This is a genomic window from Curtobacterium sp. 1310 (assembly GCF_017834105.1).
Lineage (GTDB): Bacteria > Actinomycetota > Actinomycetes > Actinomycetales > Microbacteriaceae > Curtobacterium.
Genome location: NZ_JAFICY010000008.1, coordinates 48866 through 75578, shown reverse-complemented (window position 1 = coordinate 75578; position 26713 = coordinate 48866). Strand labels below are relative to the sequence as shown.

The following is a 26713-nucleotide window of genomic DNA, read 5'->3' as shown; positions in this document are numbered from 1 at the left end:
CCGTGTGAGCGAGACCGTGCAGCCCGATCCCACCGTCCCCACTCCCTACGAAGACCTGCTGCGCCGGGTGCTCGAGGAGGGTGCGCCGAAGGGCGACCGCACCGGCACCGGCACGCGCAGCATCTTCGGCGCGCAGCTCCGGTACGACCTGTCGCAGGGCTTCCCGCTGGTCACGACCAAGCGCGTGCACTTCAAGTCCGTCGCCTACGAGCTGCTCTGGTTCCTGCGCGGCGACGGCAACGCCCGGTGGCTGCAGGAGCACGGCGTGCGCATCTGGAACGAGTGGGCGGACGAGGACGGCGACCTCGGCCCGGTCTACGGCGTGCAGTGGCGCTCGTGGCCGACACCGTCGGGGGAGCACGTCGACCAGATCGCCCAGGTGATCGAGCAGATCCGGACGAACCCGGACTCCCGTCGTCTCATCGTCTCGGCCTGGAACGTCGCCGACGTGCCGGAGATGGCGCTCGCCCCCTGCCACGCGTTCTTCCAGTTCTACGTGGTCGACGGCAAGCTCTCGTGCCAGCTGTACCAGCGGAGCGCGGACATGTTCCTCGGCGTGCCGTTCAACATCGCGTCCTACGCGCTGCTCACGCACATGATCGCCGCGCAGACCGGGCTCGAGGTCGGCGACTTCGTGTGGACCGGCGGCGACTGCCACGTGTACGACAACCACGTCGAGCAGGTCCGCGAGCAGCTCTCCCGCACGGCGTACCCGTACCCGACGCTCGAGATCGCTTCGCGCGACTCGATCGACGACTACGTGTACGAGGACTTCACGGTCGTCGACTACGAGCACCACCCGGCGATCAAGGCCGCGGTCGCCGTCTGATGGCCTGGACCGAGCCCGTCCGCGGTGTCGGCATGGTCTGGGCGCGCACCGCGTCCGGTGTGATCGGCGCCGACGGCGGCATCCCGTGGCACGTCCCGGAGGACCTCGCGCACTTCCGGCAGGTCACCGGCGACGCCGTGGTCGTGATGGGGCGGCGCACCTGGGACTCACTGCCGCCGCGCTTCCGACCACTGCCGGGGCGTCGGAACGTCGTGCTGACGCGGGACCCCTCGTGGTCGGCGGAGGGTGCCGAGGTCGTGCACGACCTGGCGACCGCACTCGACACCGACGAGACCGTGTGGGTGATCGGCGGGGGAGCCGTCTACGCCGACGCCCTGCCCTTCGCCGACCGGGTGTCCGAGACGATCGTCGACCGTGACGTACCGGGAGACACCCGCGCGCCGGCGCTCGACGACGCGTGGGAGCTCGTCGACGAGGGCCCGTGGCAGGAGTCGCGCGTCGACGCCACCCGCTACCGCTTCCGGGAGTGGCGCCGCCGCGCGTAGCGCCCTCGGGAGCGCGGCCGGCGCGGCCGGCGCGGGCCGGCGCGGCCGGCGCGACGTGCTCGCGCACAACACGAAGCACGTCGCGCCACGCAATCCCGTGGCGCGACGTGCTTCCGGTTGTGCACCGCGCCAGCGCGCGGCGTCCACCTGCCGGACCGCGAGTCGCCGTACGGAGCCGAGCCGCGCCTCCCGGCCGCAGCCGCGCGCCGTGCGCGAGCCGCGCCTCCCGCACGGAGCCGGGCCGCGCCTCCCGGCCGCAGCCGAGCCGCGCCGGAACGGGCCGCGGCGTCGCACCGTCCGCGAGCCGCGCACCGTCCGACCGGACGGCGGTGCCGTCGCGCATCCCCGGTACGCTGGAGGGCGTGTCCCCGCGTGAGAATCCCTTCGGTCAGGTCCTCGTCGCCCTCGTGACGCCGTTCACGGCCGACGGAGAGGTCGACTGGCCCGGCGTCGAGCAGCACATCGACGACTGCATCACGGCCGGCGCCGACGGCATCGTCGTCACCGGCACCACCGGTGAGACGAGCACGCTGACCGACCCGGAGAAGCTCCGCCTGGTCGAGGTCGGCAAGTCCGTCGCCGCGGGCCGCGCGAAGATCATCACGGGCGGCGGCTCCAACGAGACCGCGCACGCGATCCACCTCTACAAGCAGAGCGAGAAGGCCGGCGCCGACGGCGTGATGATCGTCACGCCGTACTACAACAAGCCGACCCAGGCGGGCGTCCTCACCCACTTCCGGATGATCGCCGACGCCACCGACCTGCCGGTGATCCTGTACGACATCCCGGGCCGCACGGGCATCCCGATCACGTACGAGACCATCGTGCGGGCCTCGCACCACCCGAACATCCTCGCCGTGAAGGACGCCAAGGGCGACTTCGCCGAGGTCTCCCGGGTGCTCAACAACACCGACCTCATGTACTTCTCGGGCGACGACACGAACGTGCTCCCGCACCTGTCGATCGGCGCCACCGGGCTGATCGGCGTCACGGCGAACATCACGAGCACGCCGTACCGCACGATCGTCGACGCCGTGAACCGCGGCGACCTGGCGACCGCGACCGCGGAGCACAAGCGCGTCGAACCGCTCGTCCGTGCGATCATGACCCACGTCCCCGGGACCGTCGCGGCGAAGTACGTGCTCCACGGCCTCGGCCGGATCGGCAGCCCGCGCGTCCGGCTGCCGCTCGTCGGCCCCGAGGACACCGAGGCCTACGCCATCGAGACCTCCCTCGAAGCGGTCCGGGACATCCCCGGTGCCGACTTCTCGAACTTCCGCCCGGACCGCAACGCGGCGGCCGGCGGCGCACTGCCGAAGGTGCCAGGCACCACACGTTAGGAAAGCACGCGGCGCAGCGGTAGCGCGTCGCACGACAGTCAGGACCGAATGCCCACCCAGATCTCCACACCGCAGCCGCTCGAACCCGGCACCCTCCGCGTGATCCCCGTCGGGGGTCTCGGCGAGATCGGTCGCAACATGACCGTGTACGAGTTCGACGGCAAGCTGCTCGTCGTCGACGCCGGCGTGCTCTTCCCCGAGGAGCACCAGCCGGGCGTCGACCTCATCCTCCCCGACTTCGGGCCGATCCGGGACCGTCTCGACGACGTCCTCGGTGTCGTGCTCACCCACGGGCACGAGGACCACATCGGCGCCGTCCCCTACCTGCTCAAGCTCAAGGGCGACATCCCCCTGATCGGTTCGACGCTGACCCTCGCGCTCGTCGAGGCGAAGCTCAAGGAACACCGGATCAAGCCCTACACGCTCGTCGTGCAGGAGGACCAGACCGAACAGCTCGGTCCGTTCCACCTCGAGTTCGTCGCCGTGAACCACTCCATCCCGGACGCCCTCGCCGTCGCGATCACGACCCCCGCCGGGCGCGTGCTGCACACCGGTGACTTCAAGATGGACCAGCTCCCGCTGGACGACCGGATCACCGACCTCCGTGCCTTCGCCCGCCTGGGCGAGCAGGGCGTCGACCTGTTCCTGCCGGACTCGACCAACGCCGACGTCCCCGGGTTCACCGCGCCCGAGCGTGACATCGGACCGGTGCTCGAGAACGTCATCTCCCGCGCCCGCAAGAAGGTCGTCGTCGCGAGCTTCTCGTCGCACGTCCACCGCGTGCAGCAGGTCCTCGACGCCGCCGCCGCGACCAACCGCAAGGTCGCGTTCATGGGGCGGTCGATGATCCGGAACATGACCATCGCCGCCGAGCTCGGCTACCTCCGGGTGCCGGACGACGTGCTCATCGACACGAAGAAGGCGAAGAACGTCCCGGACGACCAGATCGTCTACATGTCGACGGGGTCGCAGGGTGAGCCGATGGCCGTCCTCGCGCGCATGGCGAACCTCGAGCACCAGATCGAGATCGGCGAGGGCGACACCGTCATCCTCGCGTCGAGCCTCATCCCGGGCAACGAGAACGCCGTCTACCGGGTCATCGACGGGCTGACGAAGCTCGGCGCGAAGGTGGTCCACAAGGGCAACGCGAAGGTGCACGTCTCCGGTCACGCGTCGGCCGGCGAGCTCCTCTACTGCTACAACATCCTGCGCCCGCGCAACGTGCTGCCCGTGCACGGCGAGCACCGCCACCTGTACGCGAACGCCGACCTGGCGATCCAGACGGGTGTGCCGCCGCGCAACGTCATCCTCGGCCAGGACGGCATCGTCGTCGACCTGAAGGACGGCGTCGCGAGCGTCGCCGGACAACTCGACATCGCCTACGTCTACGTCGACGGATCGACCGTGGGCGAGATCACCGACGCCGACCTCAAGGACCGTCGGGTCCTGGCGGAGGAGGGCTTCATCTCGATCTTCTGCGCCGTGGACTTCACGACGGGGCAGTGCGTGGTCGGCCCGGAGATCCAGTCGCGCGGCTTCGCCGAGGACGACTCCGTCTTCGACGACGTCCGTCCGCAGATCGCGAAGGCGCTCGCCGACGCGGCGGGCAACGGCACGCGGGACGCGCACGCCTTCCAGCAGGTCGTCCGCCGCACCGTCGGCCGCTGGGTGAACACGAAGCACCGCCGCCGCCCGATGATCGTCCCGGTGGTCATCGAGGCGTAGGCAGACGCGCCGCAGCCGGCCGGGAGGCACGGCGAGCGTTCCCCGGGAACGCTCGCCGTGCCTCCCGGCCGCGTTGCACCCCGTGGTGCGGACGGGAGTCCACTGCGCGACCGGCCGGGTGGCCGACCTGCGTCATCCCACAGGCTGATGCTCCCTCGGTATGTCAGCCAATACCGTCCCAGGGTGACCGTCCTGCGTCGCTGGGTGTGGCCCGGCCTGAAGTTCCTCGTGTTCGCCGCCATCGCGGTGTCCCTCGTCCGCCTCGCCTTCTTCGCGGCGCAGCCCGAGGGCGAGGAGACGACCCCGACCGCGCAGCTGGAGGACCCGACCGTCACCGTCGAGACGGGGGACGTCGTCAACGACGTCGAGGCGACCGGTCACGTCGAGTCCGTCGCCGCGACGCCGGTGCGCTCCACCGCCGAGGGCACGGTCAACCGGGTCTTCGTGACGAACGGCACGCACGTCGAGCAGGGCGCGCCGATCATCGACCTCCGGGTCGAGACCCCGGCGGAGGGCACCACCGAGGACGGCGAGCCGTCGCCGGCGTCCGTGACCTTCGCGACCGTCGTCGCCTCGTCGTCCGGCACGGTGTCCGGACTCGACCTGGTGGCGAAACAGCCCGTCGCGATCGGTGACACCGTCGCCCGGGTCGCCCCGGAGTCGTACCGTGTGACCGCGACGCTCGAGGCCGCCCAGCTCTACCGACTCACCTCGCGTCCCTCCGAGGCGACCGTGACGATCACGGACGGGCCGGCGCCCTTCACCTGCACGAACCTCGCGCTCAGCTCCGCGTCCGCCTCGGCGGCGGGCGAGCCGTCGGACGCGGGTGCCGACGGTGCGGACGGTGGCGGGGGCTCCTCGGGTGCCGAGGGTGCGACGCAGCTGCGGTGCGACGTCCCCGGGGACGTCACCGTGTTCCCGGGGCTCGAGGTCACGGTCGCCGTGTCCGCGGGCTCGGCCGAGGGCGTGCTGACGCTCCCGACGACCGCCGTGCAGGGGACCGCGCAGCGCGGCGTCGTCACCGTCGTCGACGACGACGGGAAGCGTTCCGAGCGCGAGGTCGCCCTCGGCCTCAACGACGGCGAGACCGTCGAGGTGCGTGACGGGCTGACCGAGGGCGAGACCGTCCTGCAGTTCGTCCCCGGCAAGGAGGCGCAGCCCGAGGACGAGTTCGCCGAGGACGGCGCGGTGGTGACCGGATGAGCCTCGTGCACGTCCGCGACCTCCGGAAGTCCGTCCCGCTCCCCGACGGCTCCACGCTGGAGATCCTGCGCGGTGTCGACCTCGACGTCGAGGCGGACAGCCGCGTCGCCATCGTCGGCCGCTCGGGCTCGGGCAAGTCGACCCTGCTCAACGTCCTCGGCCTGCTCGACACCCCGAGCGAGGGGCTGCACGAGTTCGACGGGCGGGACGTCGGCCGTGCCGGCTCGGTCCGACGCGACCGGGTGCGCGGCGCGGACGTCGGCTTCGTCTTCCAGCAGTTCAACCTGCTGCAGGGTCGCACCGCAGTCGAGAACGTCGAGGTCCCGTTGCTCTACGCGACCGGCCGGGCGTTCTGGTCGCGTCGTCGCCTGGCAGTGGAGATGCTCGACCGGGTGGGCCTCGCCGACCGTGCCGACACGCAGCCGCACCGGCTCTCCGGCGGGGAGCAGCAGCGCGTCGCCATCGCCCGGGCACTCGTCCGGTCGCCGCGGCTCATCCTGGCCGACGAGCCGACCGGTGCACTCGACGTCGACACCGGCCGCGTGGTCATGGAGCTGCTCGAGACCGTCGCGGCCGAGACCGGCGCGGCGCTCGTCACCATCACCCACGACACCGCGGTCGCAGCACGGGCGGACGTCGTCCACCGGATCGACCACGGGCTCGTCGTCGACACGGCAGCGTCCGCTACCGAGTCCCCCGCCGCGTCAGGGTCCGCCTCCGCGTCCGAGTCCGCCTCCGTCGAGCGGCCGGGGGTGGCGGCGTGAACCGGCTCCTCACCACCGTCGTCGGGACGTTCGTCGAGTCCTGGCAGGAGCTCCGCGTGCACCGCGGCCGGGTCGTGCTCAGCCTGATCGGGGTCACGATCGCGGTGGCGTCGCTCGCGGTCGTCGTCGGGTTCGGGTCGCTCGCCGAGCGGGTGACCGCCGCCTTCAACGAGCAGTACGGCGGACGGCCGGCGACCTACCAGGTCACCGGCTCGTCCTCGGCCACGGGGGACGGCACGGGTGCCGCTGCCGCGGCCGACGCCGAGGCGCTCGACCGGGAACTCCGCGCCGGTGCCGAGCGCTACCACGTCCGGTTCTCGACCGAGGCGTCGTGGACGCAGCGCCCCGTGCAGTTCCCCGACGGGGTCACCCTGGCCCAGGGCGTCACCGTCGACCCCGCGTACGCCGAGATGCACCGCGTCCGCGTCGACGACGGCGCGTGGTTCACCGAGGACGACCGGGATCGACTCGCGCCGGCGCTCGTCGTCAACCAGGCGTTCCTCGACCGTCTCGGCAGCCCGGACGTCGTCACGCACCCGGTCGTGCGCCTGCCGGGGACGCCCGACGTCACCGCGGTCGTGATCGGCCGGTACGTGTCCTCGGAGTACGACACCGAGCCGATGTTCTACCAGCTGGCGCGGTCGGTCGCGACGTCGAGCGCGGAGGCCGCACCCGACGACGGTTCGCAGCGGCTGTTCGAGGTGTGGGTACCGGAGAGCGACGGGAAGGCGGTCGCCGGACGGATCGCATCGGACGCCGAGCGGGCGCTCGGCCCCGGGTGGACCGTCGACGCGAACCGTTCCGACGCGGCCGGCTCGGTCGACGGCGACCCGCTCGGTGCGCTGCGCTGGGTGATCGCCGGGGTCGCCGTCCTCGTCCTGGTGCTCGGCGGGCTCGGGCTGCTCAACGTGTCGCTGGTGAGCGTCCGGCAGCGGATCCGCGAGATCGGCATCCGACGCGGGGTCGGTGCGACCGCCGGACGCATCTTCGTCGCCGTGCTGCTCGAGAACGTGCTGGGGACGCTGGTCGCCGGCGGGATCGGCGTCATGGTCGGCGCGGCGGTGCTCGGGAACGAGACCGTCCGGGGGCTGATCACGAGCGGGGTCGACGTCGGGGGAGCGCCCTTCCCGGTCGAGGCGGCGCTGATCGGTGTCGGCTCGGCGCTGCTCGTCGGGGCGCTCGCCGGGTTCCTGCCCGCGATCGTGGCGGTCCGGGTCAAGGTCATCGACGCGATCCGGTACTGAGCGCGGAGGGCGTCCGGTCGCGGCGGGGCATCCACGGAATGTCCCGAGCGGGGATTAGGCTCCGTCGCATGGCCGGAGGCACCAAGTCGACCACGCGCTCGCGCGCGTCCACGTCGTCCCGCGGGAGCGGGTCGCGCGGTACGTCGCGCACGCAGGCCACGACGAAGAAGCTGCCGCAGGCGGCACCCACCCCGGTGTTCCGCGAGCAGAACCCCGTCGTGACCGCATGGCTCGCGATGGCGCACGGCGTCGGAGCACTGTTCCGGCTGCTCGGCAAGGAGACCCTCGCCAAGGACGAACGACGCGACGGTTTCCCGTTCCTCCTGTTCGTGCTCGCGCTCGCGGGCGGTGTCGTCGAGTGGCTCAACCCCACGAACCCGGTGTCCGTCACGCTCGACGCCTACACGTTCGGCGGGCTCTTCGGGCGACTGGCGGTCGCACTGCCCGTCATCATGATCGTCTTCGCCGGATGGCTCTTCCGCCACCCGGCGTCGGTGCACGACAACACCCGGATCGGCATCGGTCTCGGGCTGATGCTCGTCTCCATCGCGTCGCTCTGCCACGTGTTCGGCGGGCAGCCGAGCGCGTCCGACGGCATGGTCGCCCTGGCCGCCGCCGGTGGTGTCCTCGGCTGGGTGGTGATCAGCTGGCTCGTCGCGGTCGCCACCGTGTGGGTCGCGGTGCCGGTCGCGGTGGTGCTGCTCGTGCTGTCGCTCTTCATCATCACGAAGACCCCGCCGAACAAGACCGGACGCCGGCTCCACGAGCTGTACGCGTACCTGTTCGGTGCGCCGGCCCCCGTGGCCGAGGACGAACCCGCCACCGAGGCGGACGCCGCTCCGGCCGCGCCCCGAGCACGGACGTCGAAGCGCCGCACGAAGGACCAGACCGACTTCCCGCTGTTCGAGGACCTCGGGTTCGAGGACGAGCAGGCTGCCGGCGGTGAGGACGCCGAGAGCACCGTCCCGTGGTGGCGCCGCAACAAGTCCGGTCGCGAGGAGGACCCGGCGTACGACAGCCCCGTGCTGCCCGCGTCGGCGACGCAGGCCGTGCCCGACCGCGGAACCGGTGCCGGAGTCGGCGTCGGTGCCGGTACGGCTGCAGGTGCCGCTGCCGGTGCCGCTGCTCCGGCCGTCGGCGCGAACGCGGGCGCGGCCGCCGGACTCGTGGACCACACGCCCGCGGTGCCCGCCTCGGTGAACCTCAACGACTCGGTCGAGCACGACGACGTGCACGGCGCACAGGAGGTCGAGCAGGACCTCGCCGTCGCCGAACAGGCCCTCCGCGACTTCGGAACCCCGGTGCCCGAGCAGCCCGCGGCGGTCGCCCGGCCCGACGCCGGAGTCTCCCCGGTGGTCTCGCCGACGGCGCCCGAGCCCGAGGCCGCTGACGACGGCCTGCCCGCCGCGACCGCCGCCGACGAGGACCCGGCAGCCCCGTACCGCCTGCCCGCAGCCACCACCCTCAGCGCCGGCACCCCCTCGGTCGCCCGCAGCCAGGCGAACGACGACATCGTGGCGGCGATCACCGGCGTGCTCACCGAGTTCAAGGTGGACGCGAAGGTCACGGGGTTCTCGCGCGGACCGACGGTCACGCGCTACGAGATCGAGCTCGGTCCCGGTGTGAAGGTCGAGCGCGTCACGGCGCTGTCGAAGAACCTGTCGTACGCCGTCGCGTCGAACGAGGTCCGCATCCTGTCGCCGATCCCGGGCAAGAGCGCGATCGGCGTGGAGATCCCGAACACGGACCGCGAGATCGTCTCCCTCGGCGACGTCCTGCGCTCCGGCGCGGCCACGAAGTCGAAGCACCCGATGACCATCGGCGTCGGCAAGGACGTCGAGGGCGGCTTCGTCGTCGCGAACCTGGCGAAGATGCCGCACCTGCTCGTCGCCGGCTCCACGGGCTCCGGCAAGTCGGTGTTCATCAACTCGATGATCACCTCGCTGCTGATGCGCGCGAAGCCGTCCGAGGTCCGCATGGTCCTCGTCGACCCGAAGCGCGTCGAGCTGTCGATCTACGCCGGGGTCCCGCACCTCATCACGCCCATCATCACGAACCCCAAGAAGGCCGCCGAGGCGCTGCAGTGGGTCGTGAAGGAGATGGACATGCGGTACGACGACCTGGCGTCGTTCGGGTTCCGGCACGTCGACGACTTCAACAAGGCCGTGCAGAACGACGAGATCGTCCTGCCCGCCGGCAGCGAGCGGAAGCTCAAGCCGTACCCGTACCTGCTCGTCGTGGTCGACGAGCTCGCGGACCTCATGCTCGTCGCCCCTCGGGACGTCGAGGAGTCGATCGTCCGGATCACCCAGCTCGCCCGTGCCGCCGGCATCCACCTGGTGCTCGCGACGCAGCGGCCCTCGGTCGACGTCATCACCGGTCTCATCAAGGCGAACGTCCCGTCGCGCGTGGCCTTCGCGGTCACGAGCGTCACCGACTCGCGGGTCATCCTCGACCAGCCGGGCGCCGACAAGCTCATCGGGCAGGGTGACGGGCTCTTCCTGCCGATGGGCTCGTCGAAGGCCGTCCGTGTGCAGGGTGCCTGGGTGCAGGAGAGCGAGGTCGCCGAGGTCGTCGCGCACGTCACGCGCCAGGCGCGCCCCGAGTACCGGCAGGACGTCCAGGCCGTGGTGGAGCGCAAGGAGATCGACGCCGACATCGGCGACGACCTCGAGCTCCTGCTCGCCGCGGTCGAACAGGTCGTCTCGACCCAGTTCGGCTCGACCTCGATGCTGCAGCGCAAGCTCCGCGTCGGCTTCGCGAAGGCGGGCCGACTGATGGACCTCATGGAGTCGCGTGACATCGTGGGGCCGTCCGAGGGGTCGAAGGCCCGCGACGTGCTCGTCACGCCCGACCAGCTCCCGGGCGTGCTCGCGAAGCTCCGGGGCGAGGAGCCGCCGGCTGCTCCGGCTGCCGACGGACCGCCGTCGGTCCGGCCGGGAGGCACGACCTCCGTCGCCGGGGCCGACTCGGCTCCGGCTGCGGCCGGCTCCGGGGCTCCTGCCGGACCCGCCGGGGCGGGTGCCGGTGGTCAGGACGACGACCGGTACGGCTCGGACCCGGTGGCGGACATGACCCGCGGGTACCCTGAGGTCGAGGACGACGGACCGGACGAGGACGCATGGGGACTGACGGGCAGGGAGTGAGCACGTGACCAGCTCGGAGACCACACACGGGGCTCGGTTCCCCTGGCGCGGACGGTTGCTCCGCAAGGGGGACGGCCCGGCATCGACTGCGAACGTCGCCAACATCATCACCGTGGTGCGCATCCTCATGGCGCCGCTCTTCTTCGTGATGCTGCTCTCCGACGGCGGCCAGGACACGTCGTTGCGCGTCTGGGCGGCCGTCGTGTTCGTCGTCGCGATCGTCACGGACAGTGCGGACGGCATCATCGCCCGACGCCAGAACCTGGTCACGGACTTCGGCAAGCTCGTCGACCCGATCGCCGACAAGGTCCTGATCGGCGGTGCCCTCGTCGCGCTGTCGATCCTGGGTGAGCTGCCGTGGATCGTCACGGTGCTGATCATGCTCCGGGAGATCGGCATCACCGTGTTCCGCTTCGCCGTGCTGTCCGACCGGGTCATCCCGGCGAGCCGCGGCGGCAAGATCAAGACCGTGCTGCAGGCCGTCGCGATCACGCTCGCACTGTTCCCGTGGTGGAACGTCGTCGGTGACCTGGCGCACTGGGTGAACGGCATCCTCATGACGGCGGCGCTCCTCGCGACGGTGCTCAGCGGGGCGGACTACCTGTGGCAGGCCTGGAAGCACAACCGCCGAGCAGCATGACGTCGGCCGGTACCGGGGCCGCCGGTCCGACGGGTCGGTCGTCGATGCCGGGGTCGCAGTCGGGGTCGCAGTCGGGGTCGGTGTCGGACGAGGAGCTCGCGCGCGCGCTCGTCGGTGTCCTGACCGCCCGGGGCGAGACCGTCGCGGTCGCCGAGTCCCTCACGGGCGGACTCGTCGTCGCGACGCTCGTGGGCGTCCCCGGGGCCAGCGCCGTCGTCCGCGGCGGGGTGGTCGCCTACGCCACGCCGGTGAAGGCGACGGTGCTCGGGGTCGACGCCGACCTACTCGCGTCGAACGGCGCGGTCGACCCGGAGGTTGCACGGCAGATGGCCTCGGGCGTCCGGACGGCCCTGGCGGTGGACGGCGTCCCCGCCACGTGGGGGATCAGCACGACCGGCGTCGCCGGACCGGACCCGCAGGACGGCAAGCCGGTGGGCACCGTCTTCGTCGGCATCGCATCCGCGGAACGCAGTGTCGCGACGGAGTTGCACCTCGAGGGGGACCGGGCAGCAATCCGCTCGGCCACCGTCTCCGAACTCCTGGCACGGATGACGACCGAGGTCGACAGCGGGGAATAGGTCCTGTTGCCACTGGGTTACATCCCACGCAATCTCCAGCAGGACGGCAGCCGGCGTGGTTAGCATGCTGCGAACGGCAACGCTACTGTTGCTGAACCCGACCCCAGGTCACCCGGACCGGGCGGGCGCGGAGACGACAGGAAGGAGGAGTCCACATGGTTCTCGTTCGTCAGGAGATCGGCGACGTGCTTCGGGACTTCCGCTTGCAGAAGGGCCGGACCCTCCGTCAGGTCGCATCCAAGGCCAGTGTCGCGCTCGGGTACCTCAGTGAGGTCGAGCGTGGGCAGAAGGAGGCCAGCTCCGAGATCCTCGCCTCGGTCGCGGATGCCCTCGACACCCCGATCTCGACCATCATGCGCGAGGTGGGCGACCGTCTCGCAGTCGTCGAGGGGCTCACCCCGGTCCCCGACACGCTGCCCGACGACCTCGTCGCCGAGTTCGACAACGACCTCGCGGTGCGCTGACGCACCACCCCCTCGAACGCCCTCGCCGGTCCGCCGGCGGGGGCGTTCGTCGTTACGCTGGACCGATGCGCGTGAGTGAGTTCTGGCGAGCCGTCGACCAGGTGTTCGGGGAGGCCTACGGCGCCGTGGTGTCCCGCGACGTCGTGCTCGAGGAGCTCGGTGGACGTTCGGCGGCGGACGCGCTCGACGCGGGCATCGACGCCAGGCGGGTGTGGGAAGCACTCTGTGACTCCCAGGACGTCCCGCTGGACAAGCGGCACGGCAAGGGCCTGGCGGAGCCGCGCGACTGACGCCGTCGTCCGAAACTGTGTTCGGCGTGTTGCTCGAACGCGTGTTCGATCGGTGCTAGGTTCCTGCACATCGGCGCTGTCCCGGACCATCGTCCACAGGTCGCGCGGTCGCAGGCAGTGATGTCGGTGGCCCGCCCTAGGTTCGAGGTCATCGGGAACAGCCCGAAGCCTTGTCGCCGAACACCAGCCCTGCACCACCGGCTGGGGTGGACGCGACAGCCTACAGGCGGCCGACACCGAGCACGAAGGAGCACCCCATGCCATCACCCGCAGACCGCGAGAAGGCCCTCGAGACCGCACTCGCCCAGATCGACCGGCAGTTCGGCAAGGGGACGGTCATGCGTCTCGGCTCGGACGAGCGCGCGCCGGTCGCCACCATCCCGACCGGCTCCGTCGCGCTCGACGTCGCACTCGGCATCGGCGGCCTCCCGCGCGGCCGCATCATCGAGATCTACGGCCCGGAGTCGTCGGGTAAGACGACCCTGACGCTGCACGCCATCGCGAACGCGCAGCGCGCGGGTGGCATCGCAGCCTTCATCGACGCGGAGCACGCGCTCGACCCCGAGTACGCGAAGAAGCTCGGTGTCGACATCGACGCCCTCCTCGTGTCGCAGCCCGACACCGGTGAGCAGGCGCTCGAGATCGCCGACATGCTCGTCCGCTCGGGGTCGATCGACCTGATCGTCGTCGACTCGGTCGCTGCCCTGGTGCCGCGCGCCGAGATCGAGGGCGAGATGGGCGACTCGCACGTGGGTCTCCAGGCGCGCCTCATGTCCCAGGCCCTGCGCAAGCTCGCCGGTGGCCTGAACCAGACGCAGACCACGATGATCTTCATCAACCAGCTGCGCGAGAAGATCGGCGTGTTCTTCGGCAGCCCGGAGACCACCGCCGGCGGCAAGGCGCTCAAGTTCTACGCGTCGGTCCGCCTCGACATCCGTCGCATCGAGACGCTGAAGAGCGGGACCGACGCCGTCGGCAACCGCACCCGCGTCAAGGTGGTGAAGAACAAGATGGCTCCGCCCTTCAAGCAGGCCGAGTTCGACATCCTGTACGGCACGGGCATCTCGCGCGAGGGCTCCCTGCTCGACTTCGGTGTCGACCACGGCATCGTGAAGAAGTCGGGTGCCTGGTACACCTACGACGGCGACCAGCTCGGGCAGGGCAAGGAGAACTCGCGCTCGTTCCTGATCCAGAACGCGGACATCGCGGCGGAGATCGAGGGCAAGATCCTCGCGAAGCTCGGCGTCGGTGGCGCCAAGGCCGATGCTCCGGTCGAGTCGATCGCGCCGAAGCTGGCGGAGCGCAAGGGCGCGTGACCGGCGCAGACGACCACGACGAGGGCCTCGCACCGGTCACCGACCTGTTCGGTGCGCGGGCCCGTCGTGGTCGACGCACCCCGCCGGCGGAGCCGGAACCTGTCCGGTCGAGCCCGGTCGAGCCGGGCGCGGCCGAGCCGGGCACGGTCAGGCCGGGCACGGTCGGGCCGGGCACGGTCGAGCCGAACCCCATCGAGCCGAGCCTGAGCCCGGTCGATCTGGCTCCGCGCGCGGAGCGTGGCGTTCCCGGCGGCACCGGGTCGTCCGACGACGGCTGGGCGCCCGAGTCGATGGTGCTCGGTGACGACGAACGGCGGTTCGGCCGGGCACCGACCACCGCGGTGAACGACGAGTCCGCCAGCTCGGGGTCGGCGACGGGGACGCCCGTCGAGGACGACCCGCCGGTGCCGGCCGCGATCCCGTTCCGCGGACAGCAGTCCGAGGCGGAGTGGGTGTCGCCGGTCGTCGGCGACGGCTCCGGTCGGAGTGCACGCGCCGAGCAGCACGGGTACGACGACGACACCGCGGACGCCGCGAGCGCATCGGTGTTCGCCATCGCCAGCGGTGACGAGATCGACCCGGCGGACGCCCCACGGCCGCTCGACGAGCAGCGCGCCGATGCCGAGCGCGTGAGCATGCGGGCGCTCGGGCGCAAGGGGGTCAGCGAGTCGGAGATGCGGCAGCTGCTGACGAAGCAGGACCTCGACGACGACGTCGTCGAGCACGAGGTCGCCCGACTGGTGCGCGTGGGTCTGCTCGACGACGTGGCCCTCGCCACCGACCTGGTGGACCGGCTGCACGAGCGCAAGGGCCTCGGCCGCCAGGGCGTGGTCGCCGAGCTGCGACGCCGTGGCATCGACCAGGCGGCGATCGACGCGGCGCTCGAGGCCGCGGAGGACGACGCCGACGACGAGTTCGTCCGCGCGATCGAGCTCGCTGAGAAGCGTGCAGGCCAACTCCGTGGGCTCGACCGAGCGACTGCCGAGCGGCGCCTGAGCGGCTTCCTGATGCGCAAGGGGTACGGCTCGGGAGTCGTCCGCATCGCGGTGGAGCGGGCGCTCGACGGTCCGCCGCGACGCTCGCCCTCGGGTGGGGGCACCGTCCGCTTCGAGTAGCGCGGCGGCGGGCTCGACGGCCGTTCTGCGGACGCCGCGGTCGACCTACACTGGGACGATCATGGCCACCGTCGAAGCCCGCCCCAGAACCTACGAGGTCCGCACCCACGGGTGCCAGATGAACGTCCACGACTCGGAGCGCCTGAGCGGGTCGCTGCAGGCGGCCGGGTACGTGGCGTCGGACGGCGAGCAGGCTGACGTGGTCGTCATCAACACCTGCGCCGTGCGCGAGAACGCGGACAACCGTCTCTACGGCAACCTCGGGCAGCTCGCGGGTATCAAGCGCACGCACCCCGGCATGCAGATCGCCGTCGGCGGGTGCCTGGCGCAGAAGGACAAGAACGTCATCCTCGAGAAGGCGCCCTGGGTCGACGTCGTCTTCGGCACGCACAACATGGGGTCGCTGCCGACCCTGCTCGAGCGGGCCCGGCACAACGACGAGGCGCAGATCGAGATCCTCGAAGCGCTCGACGTGTTCCCGTCGACGCTGCCGACCAAGCGCGACTCCACGCACAGCGGCTGGGTGTCGATCTCCGTCGGCTGCAACAACACCTGCACCTTCTGCATCGTCCCGTCGCTCCGTGGCAAGGAGAAGGACCGTCGTCCGGGCGACGTGCTCGCCGAGATCCAGGCGCTCGTCGACGACGGAGCCATCGAGGTGACGCTGCTCGGGCAGAACGTCAACTCCTACGGCGTGGAGTTCGGCGACCGTCAAGCGTTCGGCAAGCTGCTCCGGGCCGCCGGTCAGATCGACGGCCTCGAGCGCGTGCGGTTCACGAGCCCGCACCCGGCCGCGTTCACCGACGACGTGATCGACGCGATGGCCGAGACCCCGAACGTCATGCCCCAGCTGCACATGCCGCTGCAGTCCGGATCGGACCGGGTGCTCAAGGCCATGCGTCGGAGCTACCGGAGTGAACGGTTCCTCGGCATCCTCGACCGCGTGCGGGCGAAGATCCCGGACGCAGCGATCTCCACCGACATCATCGTGGGGTTCCCCGGTGAGACCGACGAGGACTTCGAGGACACCCTGCGCGTCGTGGAGCAGTCGAGGTTCGCCTCGGCCTTCACGTTCCAGTACTCGATCCGTCCGGGCACGCCGGCGGCGACGATGCCGAACCAGCTGCCGAAGGAGGTCGTGCAGGAACGCTACGACCGGCTCATCGCGCTGCAGGACCGCATCACCGCCGAGGAGCACGCGAAGCAGGTCGGTCGGAGCGTCGAGGTGCTCGTCGCCACCGGCGAGGGCAAGAAGGACGAGACCACGCACCGCCTGTCCGGCCGTGCCGAGGACTCCCGCCTCGTGCACTTCGCCGTGCCGCAGGGCTCCGCCGTCCCGCGTCCCGGCGACGTCGTCACCGTCGAGATCACGCGCGCAGCCCCGCACTTCCTGATCGCCGACAACGAGGGCCCCCTGCGGATCCGTCGGACCCGTGCCGGTGACGCCTGGGACCGTGCGCAGGCCGAGAGCTGCGGTGTGCCGACCCCGTCCGCCCCGGGCGCCGGGCCCCGTCCGGTCTCGCTCGGGCTGCCGAGCCTCCGTGTCGGACGCTGACCGGCCGCTCGCGGCGGTCGGACCGCGCCACGACGGTACCCCCGACCTGACCGCGGTCGTCGGTGCGACCGGCACCGGCAAGTCCGAGGTCGCCCTCGCCGTCGCGGAACGGCTGCGGGCGAGCGGCCGTCCCGCGGAGGTCGTGAACGCCGACGCCATGCAGCTCTACCGCGGCATGGACGTCGGCACCGCCAAGCTGTCGGTCGCGGAGCGGCGGGGCATCCCGCACCACCAGCTCGACGTGCTCGCGGTGACCGACGAGGCGAGCGTCGCGGCCTACCAACGCGGCGCCCGTGCGGACGTCGAACGGATCACGGCGGACGGCGGCACCGCGGTGCTCGTCGGCGGCAGCGGGCTCTACGTGTCGGCGGTGCTGTTCGACCTCGCCTTCCCCGGCACCGACCCGGAGCTCCGCGCCGAGCTCGAGCGCGAGCACGCCGAGCACGGGCCGAACGCCCTCCTCGCGCGCCTGCGCGCCCTGGACCCGGCCGCGGCAGCCGACGTCGACTCCCGCAACCCTCGGCGGCTCATCCGGGCCGTGGAGATCGCGAGCCGGTCCGAGGTCGTGACCCCGCGCCTCCCGGCCGCGCCCCGCGCATGGCGACCGGCTCGGGTGCTGCACCTGCACCGCGAGCGCAGCGGGCTCGTCGCGTCCCTGCACGCGAGGGCCGAGCGGATGTTCGCCGACGGCCTCGTCGACGAGGTGGAGACGCTCCGCGCGGAGGGGTTGGAGCAGGGACGCACGGCGCGCGCGGCGATCGGGTACTCCCAGGCGCTCGACGTCCTGCACGGCCGAGCGACGACGGCCGAGGCGGTGGAGGCGACGGCCGTCGCGACCCGCAAGTACGCCAGGCGACAGGTGTCCTGGTTCAAGCGGTACGACGCCGAGGTGGTCGACGTCAGCGGCGCCGACGTCGCGGGGCTGCAGGCGGTGGCCCGTAGGATCGTGCCGTGACCGAGCTGCACTTCACGAAGGGCCAGGGGACGGGCAACGACTTCGTCCTGTTCGCCGACCCCGACGCAACGGTCGACCTGACCCCCGAGCGCATCCGGGCCATCGCCGACCGCCGCTTCGGCGTGGGCGCCGACGGTGTCATCCGGGCGGTCCGGTCGGAGGCGATCCCCGAGGGGCGCACGCTCGTCGCCGTCGAACCCGCCGCCACCTGGTTCATGGACTACCACAACGCCGACGGCTCGGTCGCCGAGATGTGCGGGAACGGCATCCGCGTCTTCGCGCGGTACCTGACCGAGTCCGGGCTCGTCGACCTCGCGCCGGGGGAGACGCTCACGGTCGGCAGCCGCAAGGGGCTCGTCGACGTCCAGCGCACCACGAACGGCTTCTCGGCCGACCTCGGGCGCTGGGGCCTCGGCATCGAGGGCGGCGGGGCGAACGACGTCACCGTGCGGGCGAAGGAGCTCGACGGTGCACGACCCGGACTCGGCATCGACGTCGGCAACCCGCACGTCGTCGTGGCCGTGGCGACCGAGGACGAGCTCGCCGAGGTCGACCTGACGTACGTCCCCGTCCTCGACCCGGCGCCCGCAGCGGGCGCGAACGTCGAGTTCGTGCTGCCCGGTGACCCCCTCGTCAAGGACGGCGTGGGGGAGATCACCATGCGCGTGCACGAACGGGGGAGCGGCGAGACGCTGTCCTGCGGCACCGGTGCGGTCGCGGCCGCCCTCGCGACGCGGTACTGGGCGGGGCCCTCCGCGCCGGACACCTGGCGGGTGCGGGTGCCGGGCGGGGTCGTCACCGTGCGGATGTTCGCGGCGGAGGACGGCGAGCACGTCGCGCTGGCCGGTCCGGCGGAGCTCGTGTTCTCCGGGGACCTGACCGTCTGACGCTGCCGCGGTGGCGCGGTGCCGCGGTGCCGCGGTGCCGCGGTACCGCGCTGCCGCCGTGCCGGCGCGAGCGGGACGCCGTCGTGCCAGTGGGACGGCGAGGTGCAGACGACGCGCCGGCGTGCTCGCGAGACACCGGCGTGTCCTCGAGACGCCGTCATGCGTGCGAGACGCCGTCGATCTCTGCGGCGTCTCGGCTGTCCGGATGCGTCTCGCGTCGACGCCGGCGTCTCGTGCGGGTACGGGCGCAGCCCAGCGCAGCCCGACCCGCCGCCTGCGCCCTGCCCCGGGCTACTCGGCGGTCCGGCGGACCCGGATCACGCGGAAGCCCTTGTCGGTCGTGGCCCGCGACACCGCGAACCCGTCCCCGAGTGCGTCCCCGAGCCACCGCTGCAGGGAGTCCCCGCCGAGGTCCTTCGACACCACCAGCCAGGCGTCCCCGCCGACCTCGAGCCGGGGCAGCCACGTCAGCAGGATGGCGTGCAGTTCGTCCTTGCCCACCCGGATCGGCGGGTTGGACCAGATCGTGCGGAAGCGCAGGTCCGCCGGGAGCTCGTCCGGCAGCCCGACGGTGACGTTCGACACCCCGGCTGCGACGGCGTTGCGCTGCGCGAGACCGAGGACCCGCTCGTTGACGTCCACGCCCCAGACCCGGGCGTCCGGCGACTCGAGCGCCATCGTGATCGCGATCGGCCCCCACCCGCAGCCGATGTCGAGCAGGTCGCCCTCGGGCGCGGGCGGCGGCACGGAGCCGAGCAGCACCCTGGTGCCGCGGTCGACACCGTCCGGGCTGAACACGCCCGCGGCGGTGGACAGCGTGAGCGACCGTCCGGCGAGCGTGACGTGCACCTGTCGCTCACGGGCCTCCGACGAGGGGTTCGCGGAGAAGTAGTGCTCGTTCGCCATGGAAGAACCGTACCGGCGAGCCCGTGTGTCCCGGGCGTGGCGGCGGTACCCTGTGGAGAAGATGACGGAAACCACCATGAACGACGGACGATCCGACGACAGCGCCGAGGGTGTCGTGGAACGCGTCCTCCGCAATGCCGAGACCCGGGCCACGTCGGCGATCTTCGCTCCGGCCCAGGCCATCCAGACACGATCGGTCGACGAGCACGGCTGGTCCGGCGACGGCGACCAGTACGAGCGCGAGGACCGCGCCGCCCTGCGGCGCGTCACCGGGCTCTCCACCGAGCTCGAGGACGTCACCGAGGTCGAGTACCGGCAGCTCCGGCTCGAGCGGGTCGTCCTGATCGGCGTGTACCCCCAGGGCGACGCCCAGGACGCCGAGAACTCCCTCCGCGAGCTCGCCGCCCTGGCCGAGACCGCCGGTGCCGTGGTCCTCGACGGGCTCCTGCAGCGCCGGCCCAACCCCGACCCGGCGACCTACCTCGGCAAGGGCAAGGCCGAGGAGCTCGCCATGGTCGTCAAGGCGACCGGCGCCGACACGGTCGTCGCGGACACGGAGCTCGCCCCCTCCCAGCGCCGAGCGCTCGAGGACGTCGTGAAGGTGAAGGTGATCGACCGGACCGCCGTGATCCTCGACATCTTCAGCCAGCACGCCACCACGCGCGAGGGCAAGGCCCAGGTCGAGCTGGCCCAGCTGCAGTACCTGCTGCCGCGTCTGCGCGGCTGGGGTGAGTCGATGTCCCGCCAGGCCGGTGGCCAGGTCTCCGGCGGTGCCGGCATGGGCTCCCGTGGTCCGGGTGAGACGAAGATCGAGCTCGACCGCCGGCGCATCAACACGCGGATGTCGAAGCTCCGCCGTCAGATCGCGGGCTTCCGACCGGCCCGGGAGGCCAAGCGCGCCGACCGGCACCGCAACGAGGTGCCGAGCGTCGCGATCGCCGGGTACACCAACGCCGGCAAGTCCTCGCTCCTGAACCGCCTGACGAGCGCGGGTGTCCTGGTGCAGAACCAGCTGTTCGCGACCCTCGACGCCACGGTGCGCCGGACCGAGAGCAGCGCCGGCCGCGAGTTCACGTTCGTCGACACGGTGGGCTTCGTGCGGAACCTGCCGCACCAGCTGGTCGAGGCCTTCCGCTCCACGCTCGAGGAGGTCGGCGAGGCCGACGTCATCGTGCACGTGGTCGACGGGTCGCACCCCGACCCCGCCGCGCAGCTCGCGACGGTCCGCGACGTCATGGGTGACGTCGGAGCGCGGGACATCCCCGAGGTGGTCGCGTTCAACAAGGCGGACCTCATCGACGAGGCGCAGCGACTCGTGCTGGTCGGACTCGTGCCGGACGCGGTGTTCGTCTCCGCCCGCACTGGCGAGGGCGTGCCCGAGCTCCTCGCCGCGATCGAGGCACGGCTGCCAGAACCGGACGTCGAGTTGACGGTGGTGATCCCGTACGACCGTGGCGACCTGGTGTCGTCGCTGCACGACGCGGGATCGGTCGAGACGACCGACTACGTCGAGGACGGCACCCGCCTGCGGGTGCGCGTCTTCCAGCGCCAGGTCGCGGAGCTCGACCCGTACGTGGTCACGCCGGTCGCGACGGCGTAGTCCCGCAGGCGGTCGCGCCACACCCCCGGCCGGGAGGCACGGGCCGGCTCCGGCGCGCCGGTCCGGCCCCTGGGTGGTATGGTGCGGTCGCCTGCTCACGTCGCGCCGTCGGACGGTGCGGCGTGACTTCGCACAACGCGGAGCAGCCCGCGCCACGGGATTCCGTGGCGCGGGCTGCTCCGCGTTGTTCCGGCGTCAGATCGAGCGCAAGACCGCCACGACCTTGCCGAGGACGGTGGCCGCGTCGCCGAGGATCGGTTCGAACGCGGAGTTGCGCGGGAGCAGCCACGTGTGGCCGTCGCGCTGGCGGAAGACCTTGACGGTTGCTTCCTCGTCGAGCATCGCGGCGACGATGTCCCCGTTGTCCGCGGTCTGCTGCGACCGGACGACCACCCAGTCGCCGTCGCAGATCGCTGCGTCGATCATCGACTCGCCGACGACCTTGAGCATGAAGAGGTCACCCGTGCCCACCAGCTGCCGGGGGAGCGGGACGATCTCGTCGACGTGCTGCTCGGCCGTGATCGGCACACCGGCGGCGATCCGACCGACGAGCGGGACCAGCGTCGTGGCGTCGACATCGGGCGTCTCGACGTCGGGGGTCGGCTCGTCGACCAGGACCTCGAGCGCGCGCGGACGGTTCGGGTCACGACGGATCCAGCCGCCGAGCTCGAGCTGGCCGAGCTGGTGGGAGACGCTCGAGAGCGAGGAGAGGCCGGCGGCGTCGCCGATCTCCCGCATGCTCGGCGGGTAGCCCCGGCTGGCGATCGACGCGCGGATCGCGTCGAGGATCGCCTGCTGCTTCGCCGTCAACGGCTTCTGGACCCGCAGTTCGTCCGCCACGTCGTCTCGCCCTTCGTCGGTGCCGGGCGGTCGGGCAGGAATGTCAGTGGTCCCCGCTTGACTCGTCCCAGTCGATCGAAACAGTATCCGACCGCTCCGGGCCGGACAAACACCTGTTCGAGCGTGTCGGCAGAAAATCGCGCACAGATCTCTTCCTGGGACTTGTGCGAGGTTGCATTCGAAACTATGTTCGGTACACGACTTCGGTTCCTCCGAACGGGAAGGCAAGAACGACATGAGCACCATCGCCATCGCTGACCAGCGCACCGCGACGCCCGCCGTCCGCACCCGCCTGCGCATCACGCGCCGCGGCCGCATCGTCCTGACGACCGTCGCGGCCCTCCCGGTCTTCCTCGTCGTCGCCCTCTCCGTGCTGAACGGTGGACAGGCCTCTGCCGGCGACTCCTCGCGTGCCGGTGCTCCCGTGCACTTCGAGACGGTCACCGTGCAGCCGGGTGAGACCCTGTGGCAGCTGGCAGAGGAGACCGCCCCGCAGGCCGACCCCCGCGACTTCGTGCAGGACGTCGTGAGCCTCAACGCCCTCGACGGTTCGACGCTGCAGGCCGGCGAGCAGATCGCGATCCCGGTCAAGTACACCGCGGGCAACTGATCCGGTCGGCGCTCGCCTGACGACCGTCCGGTCGGCGCTCGCCTGACCACCGTCCGGACGGCCGGTCGCCGTCGGGGGTCCCGGCCTACGATGGGTCGGTGGACACCACGCTCGAAGACCTCCCGATCCGTGACGACCTCCGTGGGCAGAGCCCGTACGGGGCTCCGCAGAAGCACGTGCGCGTCCAGCTCAACGTCAACGAGAACACGCATCCCGTACCGGAGGCCGTCGCTGAGGACATCGTCGCCTCGATCCGGCAGGCCCTGGCGACCGTGAACCGCTACCCCGACCGCGAGTTCACCGAGCTCCGGGAGTCCCTTGCGGGCTACCTGAACGGTGGACTCTCCGCCGGGCAGCAGCTCACCCCTGCGCACCTGTGGGCGGCGAACGGGTCGAACGAGGTCCTGCAGCAGCTCCTGCAGGCGTTCGGTGGCCCGGGCCGGTCGGTGCTCGGGTTCCCGCCCACGTACTCGATGCACTCGATCCTCGCGTCCGGCACCGGCACGCGCTGGATCCCCGCGCAGCGCGACGACGAGTTCCGCATCGCGCCGGAGACGGTCGTCGCGGCCATCCGGGAGTACCGACCCGACATCGTGTTCCTGTGCGGCCCGAACAACCCGACGGGCACCCCGCTCGACATCGAGACGATCCGCGCGGCCTACGACGCGACGGACGGCATCGTGATGGTGGACGAGGCCTACGCCGAGTTCATGCCCTCGGACGCCCCGAGCGCCGTCACGCTGCTGCCCGGCCGTCCGCGGCTCGTGGTCTCCCGCACGATGAGCAAGGCCTTCGCCTTCGCCGGAGCCCGCGTGGGGTACCTGGCGGCCGACCCCGCCGTGGTCGACGCGCTCCGCCTGGTGCGGCTGCCCTACCACCTGTCCGCGCTGACGCAGGCGGCGGCGGTGGCCGCGCTCCGGCACGCCCCGGCGATGCTGGCGATGGTCGACGACATCAAGCAGCAGCGTGACCGGATGGTCACGGAGCTCCGGGCGATGGGGTACCGCACGTACGAGACCTGGTCGAACTTCGTCCTGTTCGGCGGGGTCGCCGACCCGAACGCGGCGTTCGAGGCCCTGCTCGACCAGGACGTCATCGTGCGCGACCTCGGCATCCCGAACCACTTGCGCGTGAGTGCGGGGACGGAGGAGGAGACCACCGCGTTCCTCGAGGGCATGCGCCGCGTGGCCGCCGCCCAGCCGCCGGTTAGGGTTGACGCATGACCGCCCGCACCGCCTCGATCAGCCGGAGCACGAGCGAGTCGAGCATCGAGCTCTCGCTCGACCTGGACGGCACCGGTTCGTCCGACGTCTCGACGAGCGTGCCCTTCTTCGACCACATGCTGACGGCGTTCAGCAAGCACTCGCTCATCGACCTCCGCGTGCGCTCGACGGGCGACACCGACATCGACGTGCACCACACGGTCGAGGACACGGGCATCGTGCTCGGGCAGGCCCTGAAGCAGGCCCTCGGCGACCGTGCCGGCATCGGCCGTTACGGCGACGCGCTCGTCCCGCTCGACGAAGCCCTGGCCCAGGCCGTGGTGGACGTCTCCGGTCGTCCCTTCCTCGTGCACTCCGGTGAGCCCGAGGGGTTCGAGTTCCACCGGATCGGTGGGCACTTCACCGGTTCGATGGTGCGCCACGTGTTCGAGGCGATCACGTTCAACGCCGGCATCACGGTGCACGTCCGTGTGCTCGGTGGCCGCGACCCGCACCACATCGCCGAGGCCGAGTTCAAGGCCTTCGCGCGCGCGCTGCGCCGCGCCGTCGAGCTCGATCCGCGGGTCGACGGCATCCCGTCCACGAAGGGGAAGCTGTGACCGCGAAGCCGAACGTCGTCGTCCTCGACTACGGATCGGGCAACGTCCACTCGGCTGCCAAGGCGCTCGAGCGCGCCGGCGCCGACGTCACCCTGACCGCCGACAAGCAGGCCGCGCTCCGCGCCGACGGTCTGCTCGTGCCGGGTGTCGGCGCGTTCGCCGCCGTCGTCGACCAGCTCGAGGGCGTCCGCGGCGGCGAGATCGTCGACCACCGTCTGGCCGGCGGGCGACCGGTGCTCGGCATCTGCGTCGGCATGCAGGTCATGTTCGCCCGCGGGGTCGAGCGCGGTGCGGACGTCGAGGGGCTCGGCCAGTGGCCGGGCACGGTCGAGGAGATCCGTGCCGAGGTCCTGCCGCACATGGGCTGGAACACGGTCGAGGCCCCCGAGGACTCCGTGCTCTTCGACGGCCTGCACGACGAACGGTTCTACTTCGTCCACTCGTACGGCGTGACGGACTTCCCGCTCGACGCCTACGGCCCGTTCCGTGCGCCGCGCCTGACCTGGGCCGAGCACGGGCAGCGGTTCGTCGCCGCCGTGGAGAACGGCCCACTGACGGCCACGCAGTTCCACCCGGAGAAGTCGGGGGAGCCGGGCATCCGGCTGCTCCGCAACTGGGTCGACTCGCTCTGACCCGGCCGTCCACCGGGCGCACGACCGCCTGACGGACGCGAGCCGCGCCTCCCGGCCGTGGCATCCACCGGGGCGGCCGCACCACACCCCACCGAGAACCGACAGGACCATGACCGACCTCACCTCGACCCCGCCCCTCGTCCTGCTGCCCGCCGTCGACGTCGTCGACGGCCAGGCCGTCCGCCTCACGCAGGGCGAGGCCGGCAGCGAGACCTCGTACGGCGACCCCGTCGCCGCGGCCCGCACCTGGCGCGACCAGGGTGCGGAGTGGATCCACCTCGTCGACCTCGACGCGGCGTTCGGGCGCGGTGACAACCGGGCGGTCATCGCGAAGGCGATCCGCGAGGTCGAGGGCGTCTCGGTCGAGCTCTCCGGCGGGATCCGCGACGACGCCTCGCTCGAGGCGGCGCTCGCGACCGGTGCTGCGCGCGTCAACCTCGGCACCGCGGCGCTCGAGAAGCCCGAGTGGGCTGCGCGCGTCATCGGCGAGTACGGCGAGCAGATCGCCGTCGGACTCGACGTCCGCGGAACCACGCTGGCGAGCCGCGGCTGGACCGAGGACGCCGGGGACCTGTGGGAGGTGCTCGACCGGCTCGAGGCCGCCGGGTGCGCCCGCTACGTGGTGACCGACGTCACGAAGGACGGCACGCTGCAGGGGCCGAACGTCGAGCTCCTGCGCGAGGTCTGCGACCGCACCGACCAGCCCGTGGTGGCCTCGGGCGGCATCTCGACGCTCGAGGACCTCCGAGCGCTGCGCGAGCTGGTGCCGCACGGTCTCGAGGGCGCCATCATCGGCAAGGCGCTGTACTCCGGCGCCTTCACGCTGCCGGCCGCCCTCGACATCGCCTCGGAGTAGGCACCGTGGCGGGCATCTCGAACGGTCGCGGCACCGGGCCCGAGGCACCGGCGTCGGGCGCGCACGACGGCACCCACACCCCGGGCGGTGCCGCGGACTCGGCGGGGAACCCGTGGGCGGGACGGACCTTCGACGCCCACGACGACGTCTACGCCGACGACGACGGCCTGGCGGACCCGGCGCTCGTCGCCGCGATCACCGCCCTGCAGCAGGGCGGGTCGCAGCGCGAGGTCGTCGAGGCCCTGCGTGGCGCACGACTGCTCATCCCGCTCGTGGCCGAGGCCGGTGACGTCGGGCACACCCCCGACGGGAAGCTCGTCGACAAGACCCAGGAGCTGTCGATCGTCACCGTCGCCGGCCCCGACGGGCGCAGCGTCATGCCGGCGTTCACGTCCGCCGAGGCGATGCGGTCCTGGGACGCCACCGCCCGACCGGTCCCCGCGGACGCACGCCGGGTGGCGATGGCTGCGGCGAGCGAGGAGACGCAGCTCGTCGTGCTGGACCCGACCGCGCCGACCGAGTTCGTGCTCCGTCGACCCGCCGTGTGGGCGATCGGGCAGGACCTGCCGTGGACGCCGTGCTTCGAGGACGCCGAGGTCGGGCAGGCCTTCGCCGCCTCCGTCGTCGACGAGTCCGCCGTCGCACGCGTCGAGCTGTCGCCGGGCGACCCGCTCGGACGCTTCGCCGGTGCCGAGCTGACGGTCGGGCTGGCGCTGCACCCGGGGCTCGACCAGGCTGCCGTCCAGGCGCTCGTCGGCCGGCTGCAGCAGCGGTGGACGGCGGACGCCGTGATCGCGGACCGGGTGGACAGCATGCGCGTGGCGCTGCGACCCGCCTGACGCAGGACCGACCGTGCGGCCGGGAGGCACGGCCCGGCGCCGTCCCGCCCG

General features: G+C 71.9%; 26 protein-coding genes. 24 read left to right on the top strand and 2 right to left on the bottom strand.

From position 1 onward, the window contains the following. Nucleotides 1–4 precede the first annotated feature (4 nt). The 17 genes from JOD95_RS15895 (at nucleotide 5) to dapF (ending at nucleotide 18557) form a co-directional block, all read left to right on the top strand. Nucleotides 5–829 carry a thymidylate synthase gene (locus tag JOD95_RS15895; protein ID WP_307810469.1) on the top strand — a complete coding sequence of 275 codons (825 nt, stop codon included), beginning with the start codon at nucleotides 5–7 and terminating at the stop codon, nucleotides 827–829. Further along, the gene (locus JOD95_RS15890) at nucleotides 829–1335 is read left to right on the top strand and encodes a dihydrofolate reductase (RefSeq protein WP_209686065.1); all 507 of its coding nucleotides are present in this window, start codon (nucleotides 829–831) and stop codon (nucleotides 1333–1335) included. The genes JOD95_RS15895 and JOD95_RS15890 overlap by 1 nt, the downstream gene beginning before the upstream one ends. A 362-nt stretch (nucleotides 1336–1697) precedes the next feature. Next, entirely contained in the window at nucleotides 1698–2675 is a 978-nt protein-coding gene (dapA, locus tag JOD95_RS15885; RefSeq protein ID WP_058730183.1) for a 4-hydroxy-tetrahydrodipicolinate synthase, read from the top strand. Nucleotides 2676–2723: 48 nt separating this feature from the next. Next, nucleotides 2724–4400, top strand: coding sequence for a ribonuclease J (locus JOD95_RS15880; protein WP_209686063.1), 1677 nt, complete (start codon nucleotides 2724–2726; stop codon nucleotides 4398–4400). Nucleotides 4401–4583: 183 nt separating this feature from the next. After that, nucleotides 4584–5603 (top strand): efflux RND transporter periplasmic adaptor subunit, encoded by a 1020-nt coding sequence (locus JOD95_RS15875; protein WP_209686061.1) that lies wholly within the window; start codon nucleotides 4584–4586, stop codon nucleotides 5601–5603. Continuing rightward, nucleotides 5600–6367, top strand: coding sequence for an ABC transporter ATP-binding protein (locus tag JOD95_RS15870; protein ID WP_209686059.1), 768 nt, complete (start codon nucleotides 5600–5602; stop codon nucleotides 6365–6367). Before JOD95_RS15875 ends, JOD95_RS15870 begins: the two co-directional genes overlap by 4 nt. Continuing rightward, the gene (locus JOD95_RS15865; protein ID WP_209686057.1) at nucleotides 6364–7611 is read left to right on the top strand and encodes an ABC transporter permease; all 1248 of its coding nucleotides are present in this window, start codon (nucleotides 6364–6366) and stop codon (nucleotides 7609–7611) included. The genes JOD95_RS15870 and JOD95_RS15865 overlap by 4 nt, the downstream gene beginning before the upstream one ends. Before the next feature lie 68 nt (nucleotides 7612–7679). Continuing rightward, entirely contained in the window at nucleotides 7680–10757 is a 3078-nt protein-coding gene (locus JOD95_RS15860) for a DNA translocase FtsK (RefSeq protein ID WP_209686055.1), read from the top strand. A gap of 4 nt (nucleotides 10758–10761) precedes the next feature. Next, the gene (gene pgsA, locus JOD95_RS15855) at nucleotides 10762–11397 is read left to right on the top strand and encodes a CDP-diacylglycerol--glycerol-3-phosphate 3-phosphatidyltransferase (RefSeq protein ID WP_066653285.1); all 636 of its coding nucleotides are present in this window, start codon (nucleotides 10762–10764) and stop codon (nucleotides 11395–11397) included. Between the two features lie 44 nt (nucleotides 11398–11441). Next, entirely contained in the window at nucleotides 11442–11975 is a 534-nt protein-coding gene (locus JOD95_RS15850) for a CinA family protein (protein WP_081985245.1), read from the top strand. 155 nt (nucleotides 11976–12130) lie between these two features. Next, the gene (locus JOD95_RS15845) at nucleotides 12131–12439 is read left to right on the top strand and encodes a helix-turn-helix domain-containing protein (protein ID WP_058742950.1); all 309 of its coding nucleotides are present in this window, start codon (nucleotides 12131–12133) and stop codon (nucleotides 12437–12439) included. A 65-nt stretch (nucleotides 12440–12504) separates the two neighbouring features. Then, nucleotides 12505–12729 carry a DUF3046 domain-containing protein gene (locus JOD95_RS15840; RefSeq protein ID WP_209686053.1) on the top strand — a complete coding sequence of 75 codons (225 nt, stop codon included), beginning with the start codon at nucleotides 12505–12507 and terminating at the stop codon, nucleotides 12727–12729. Nucleotides 12730–12986: 257 nt separating this feature from the next. Next, nucleotides 12987–14045, top strand: coding sequence for a recombinase RecA (recA, locus tag JOD95_RS15835; protein WP_066653287.1), 1059 nt, complete (start codon nucleotides 12987–12989; stop codon nucleotides 14043–14045). After that, nucleotides 14042–15160, top strand: a complete 1119-nt coding sequence (locus tag JOD95_RS17035; RefSeq protein WP_209686051.1) for a regulatory protein RecX — start codon at nucleotides 14042–14044, stop codon at nucleotides 15158–15160. The genes recA and JOD95_RS17035 overlap by 4 nt, the downstream gene beginning before the upstream one ends. 61 nt (nucleotides 15161–15221) lie before the next feature. After that, entirely contained in the window at nucleotides 15222–16715 is a 1494-nt protein-coding gene (gene miaB, locus JOD95_RS15825; RefSeq protein ID WP_209686049.1) for a tRNA (N6-isopentenyl adenosine(37)-C2)-methylthiotransferase MiaB, read from the top strand. Then, the gene (gene miaA, locus JOD95_RS15820) at nucleotides 16702–17670 is read left to right on the top strand and encodes a tRNA (adenosine(37)-N6)-dimethylallyltransferase MiaA (RefSeq protein ID WP_209686047.1); all 969 of its coding nucleotides are present in this window, start codon (nucleotides 16702–16704) and stop codon (nucleotides 17668–17670) included. Before miaB ends, miaA begins: the two co-directional genes overlap by 14 nt. Further along, nucleotides 17667–18557, top strand: a complete 891-nt coding sequence (gene dapF, locus JOD95_RS15815; RefSeq protein ID WP_066653297.1) for a diaminopimelate epimerase — start codon at nucleotides 17667–17669, stop codon at nucleotides 18555–18557. The genes miaA and dapF overlap by 4 nt, the downstream gene beginning before the upstream one ends. Nucleotides 18558–18848: 291 nt before the next feature. On the opposite strand, the gene JOD95_RS15810 is transcribed toward dapF, so the two are convergent. Then, the gene (locus JOD95_RS15810; protein ID WP_209686045.1) at nucleotides 18849–19463 is read right to left on the bottom strand and encodes a class I SAM-dependent methyltransferase; all 615 of its coding nucleotides are present in this window, start codon (nucleotides 19461–19463) and stop codon (nucleotides 18849–18851) included. A gap of 61 nt (nucleotides 19464–19524) precedes the next feature. Between JOD95_RS15810 and hflX the strand changes: the two genes are divergently transcribed. Then, nucleotides 19525–21063, top strand: a complete 1539-nt coding sequence (hflX, locus tag JOD95_RS15805; RefSeq protein ID WP_209686043.1) for a GTPase HflX — start codon at nucleotides 19525–19527, stop codon at nucleotides 21061–21063. A gap of 195 nt (nucleotides 21064–21258) precedes the next feature. Here the strand turns inward: hflX and lexA are convergent, their stop codons facing one another. Further along, nucleotides 21259–21903 (bottom strand): transcriptional repressor LexA, encoded by a 645-nt coding sequence (gene lexA / locus JOD95_RS15800; RefSeq protein ID WP_066653301.1) that lies wholly within the window; start codon nucleotides 21901–21903, stop codon nucleotides 21259–21261. Between the two features lie 235 nt (nucleotides 21904–22138). Between lexA and JOD95_RS15795 the strand changes: the two genes are divergently transcribed. From JOD95_RS15795 to JOD95_RS15770, 6 genes are all read left to right on the top strand, one after another. Beyond that, nucleotides 22139–22513, top strand: coding sequence for a LysM peptidoglycan-binding domain-containing protein (locus JOD95_RS15795; RefSeq protein ID WP_066653310.1), 375 nt, complete (start codon nucleotides 22139–22141; stop codon nucleotides 22511–22513). Between the two features lie 98 nt (nucleotides 22514–22611). After that, on the top strand, nucleotides 22612–23736 hold the full coding sequence (locus JOD95_RS15790) for a histidinol-phosphate transaminase (protein ID WP_209686041.1): 1125 nt from the start codon (nucleotides 22612–22614) through the stop codon (nucleotides 23734–23736). Then, complete coding sequence (gene hisB / locus JOD95_RS15785; RefSeq protein ID WP_066653318.1) at nucleotides 23733–24335, top strand: imidazoleglycerol-phosphate dehydratase HisB; 603 nt, start codon at nucleotides 23733–23735, stop codon at nucleotides 24333–24335. Before JOD95_RS15790 ends, hisB begins: the two co-directional genes overlap by 4 nt. Continuing rightward, nucleotides 24332–24967 (top strand): imidazole glycerol phosphate synthase subunit HisH, encoded by a 636-nt coding sequence (gene hisH / locus JOD95_RS15780; protein ID WP_066653320.1) that lies wholly within the window; start codon nucleotides 24332–24334, stop codon nucleotides 24965–24967. The genes hisB and hisH overlap by 4 nt, the downstream gene beginning before the upstream one ends. A gap of 109 nt (nucleotides 24968–25076) precedes the next feature. Then, nucleotides 25077–25823 (top strand): bifunctional 1-(5-phosphoribosyl)-5-((5-phosphoribosylamino)methylideneamino)imidazole-4-carboxamide isomerase/phosphoribosylanthranilate isomerase PriA, encoded by a 747-nt coding sequence (gene priA, locus JOD95_RS15775; RefSeq protein WP_066653322.1) that lies wholly within the window; start codon nucleotides 25077–25079, stop codon nucleotides 25821–25823. Between the two features lie 5 nt (nucleotides 25824–25828). Continuing rightward, nucleotides 25829–26662 carry an SseB family protein gene (locus JOD95_RS15770; protein WP_209686039.1) on the top strand — a complete coding sequence of 278 codons (834 nt, stop codon included), beginning with the start codon at nucleotides 25829–25831 and terminating at the stop codon, nucleotides 26660–26662. The last annotated feature ends 51 nt before the right edge of the window (nucleotides 26663–26713 follow it).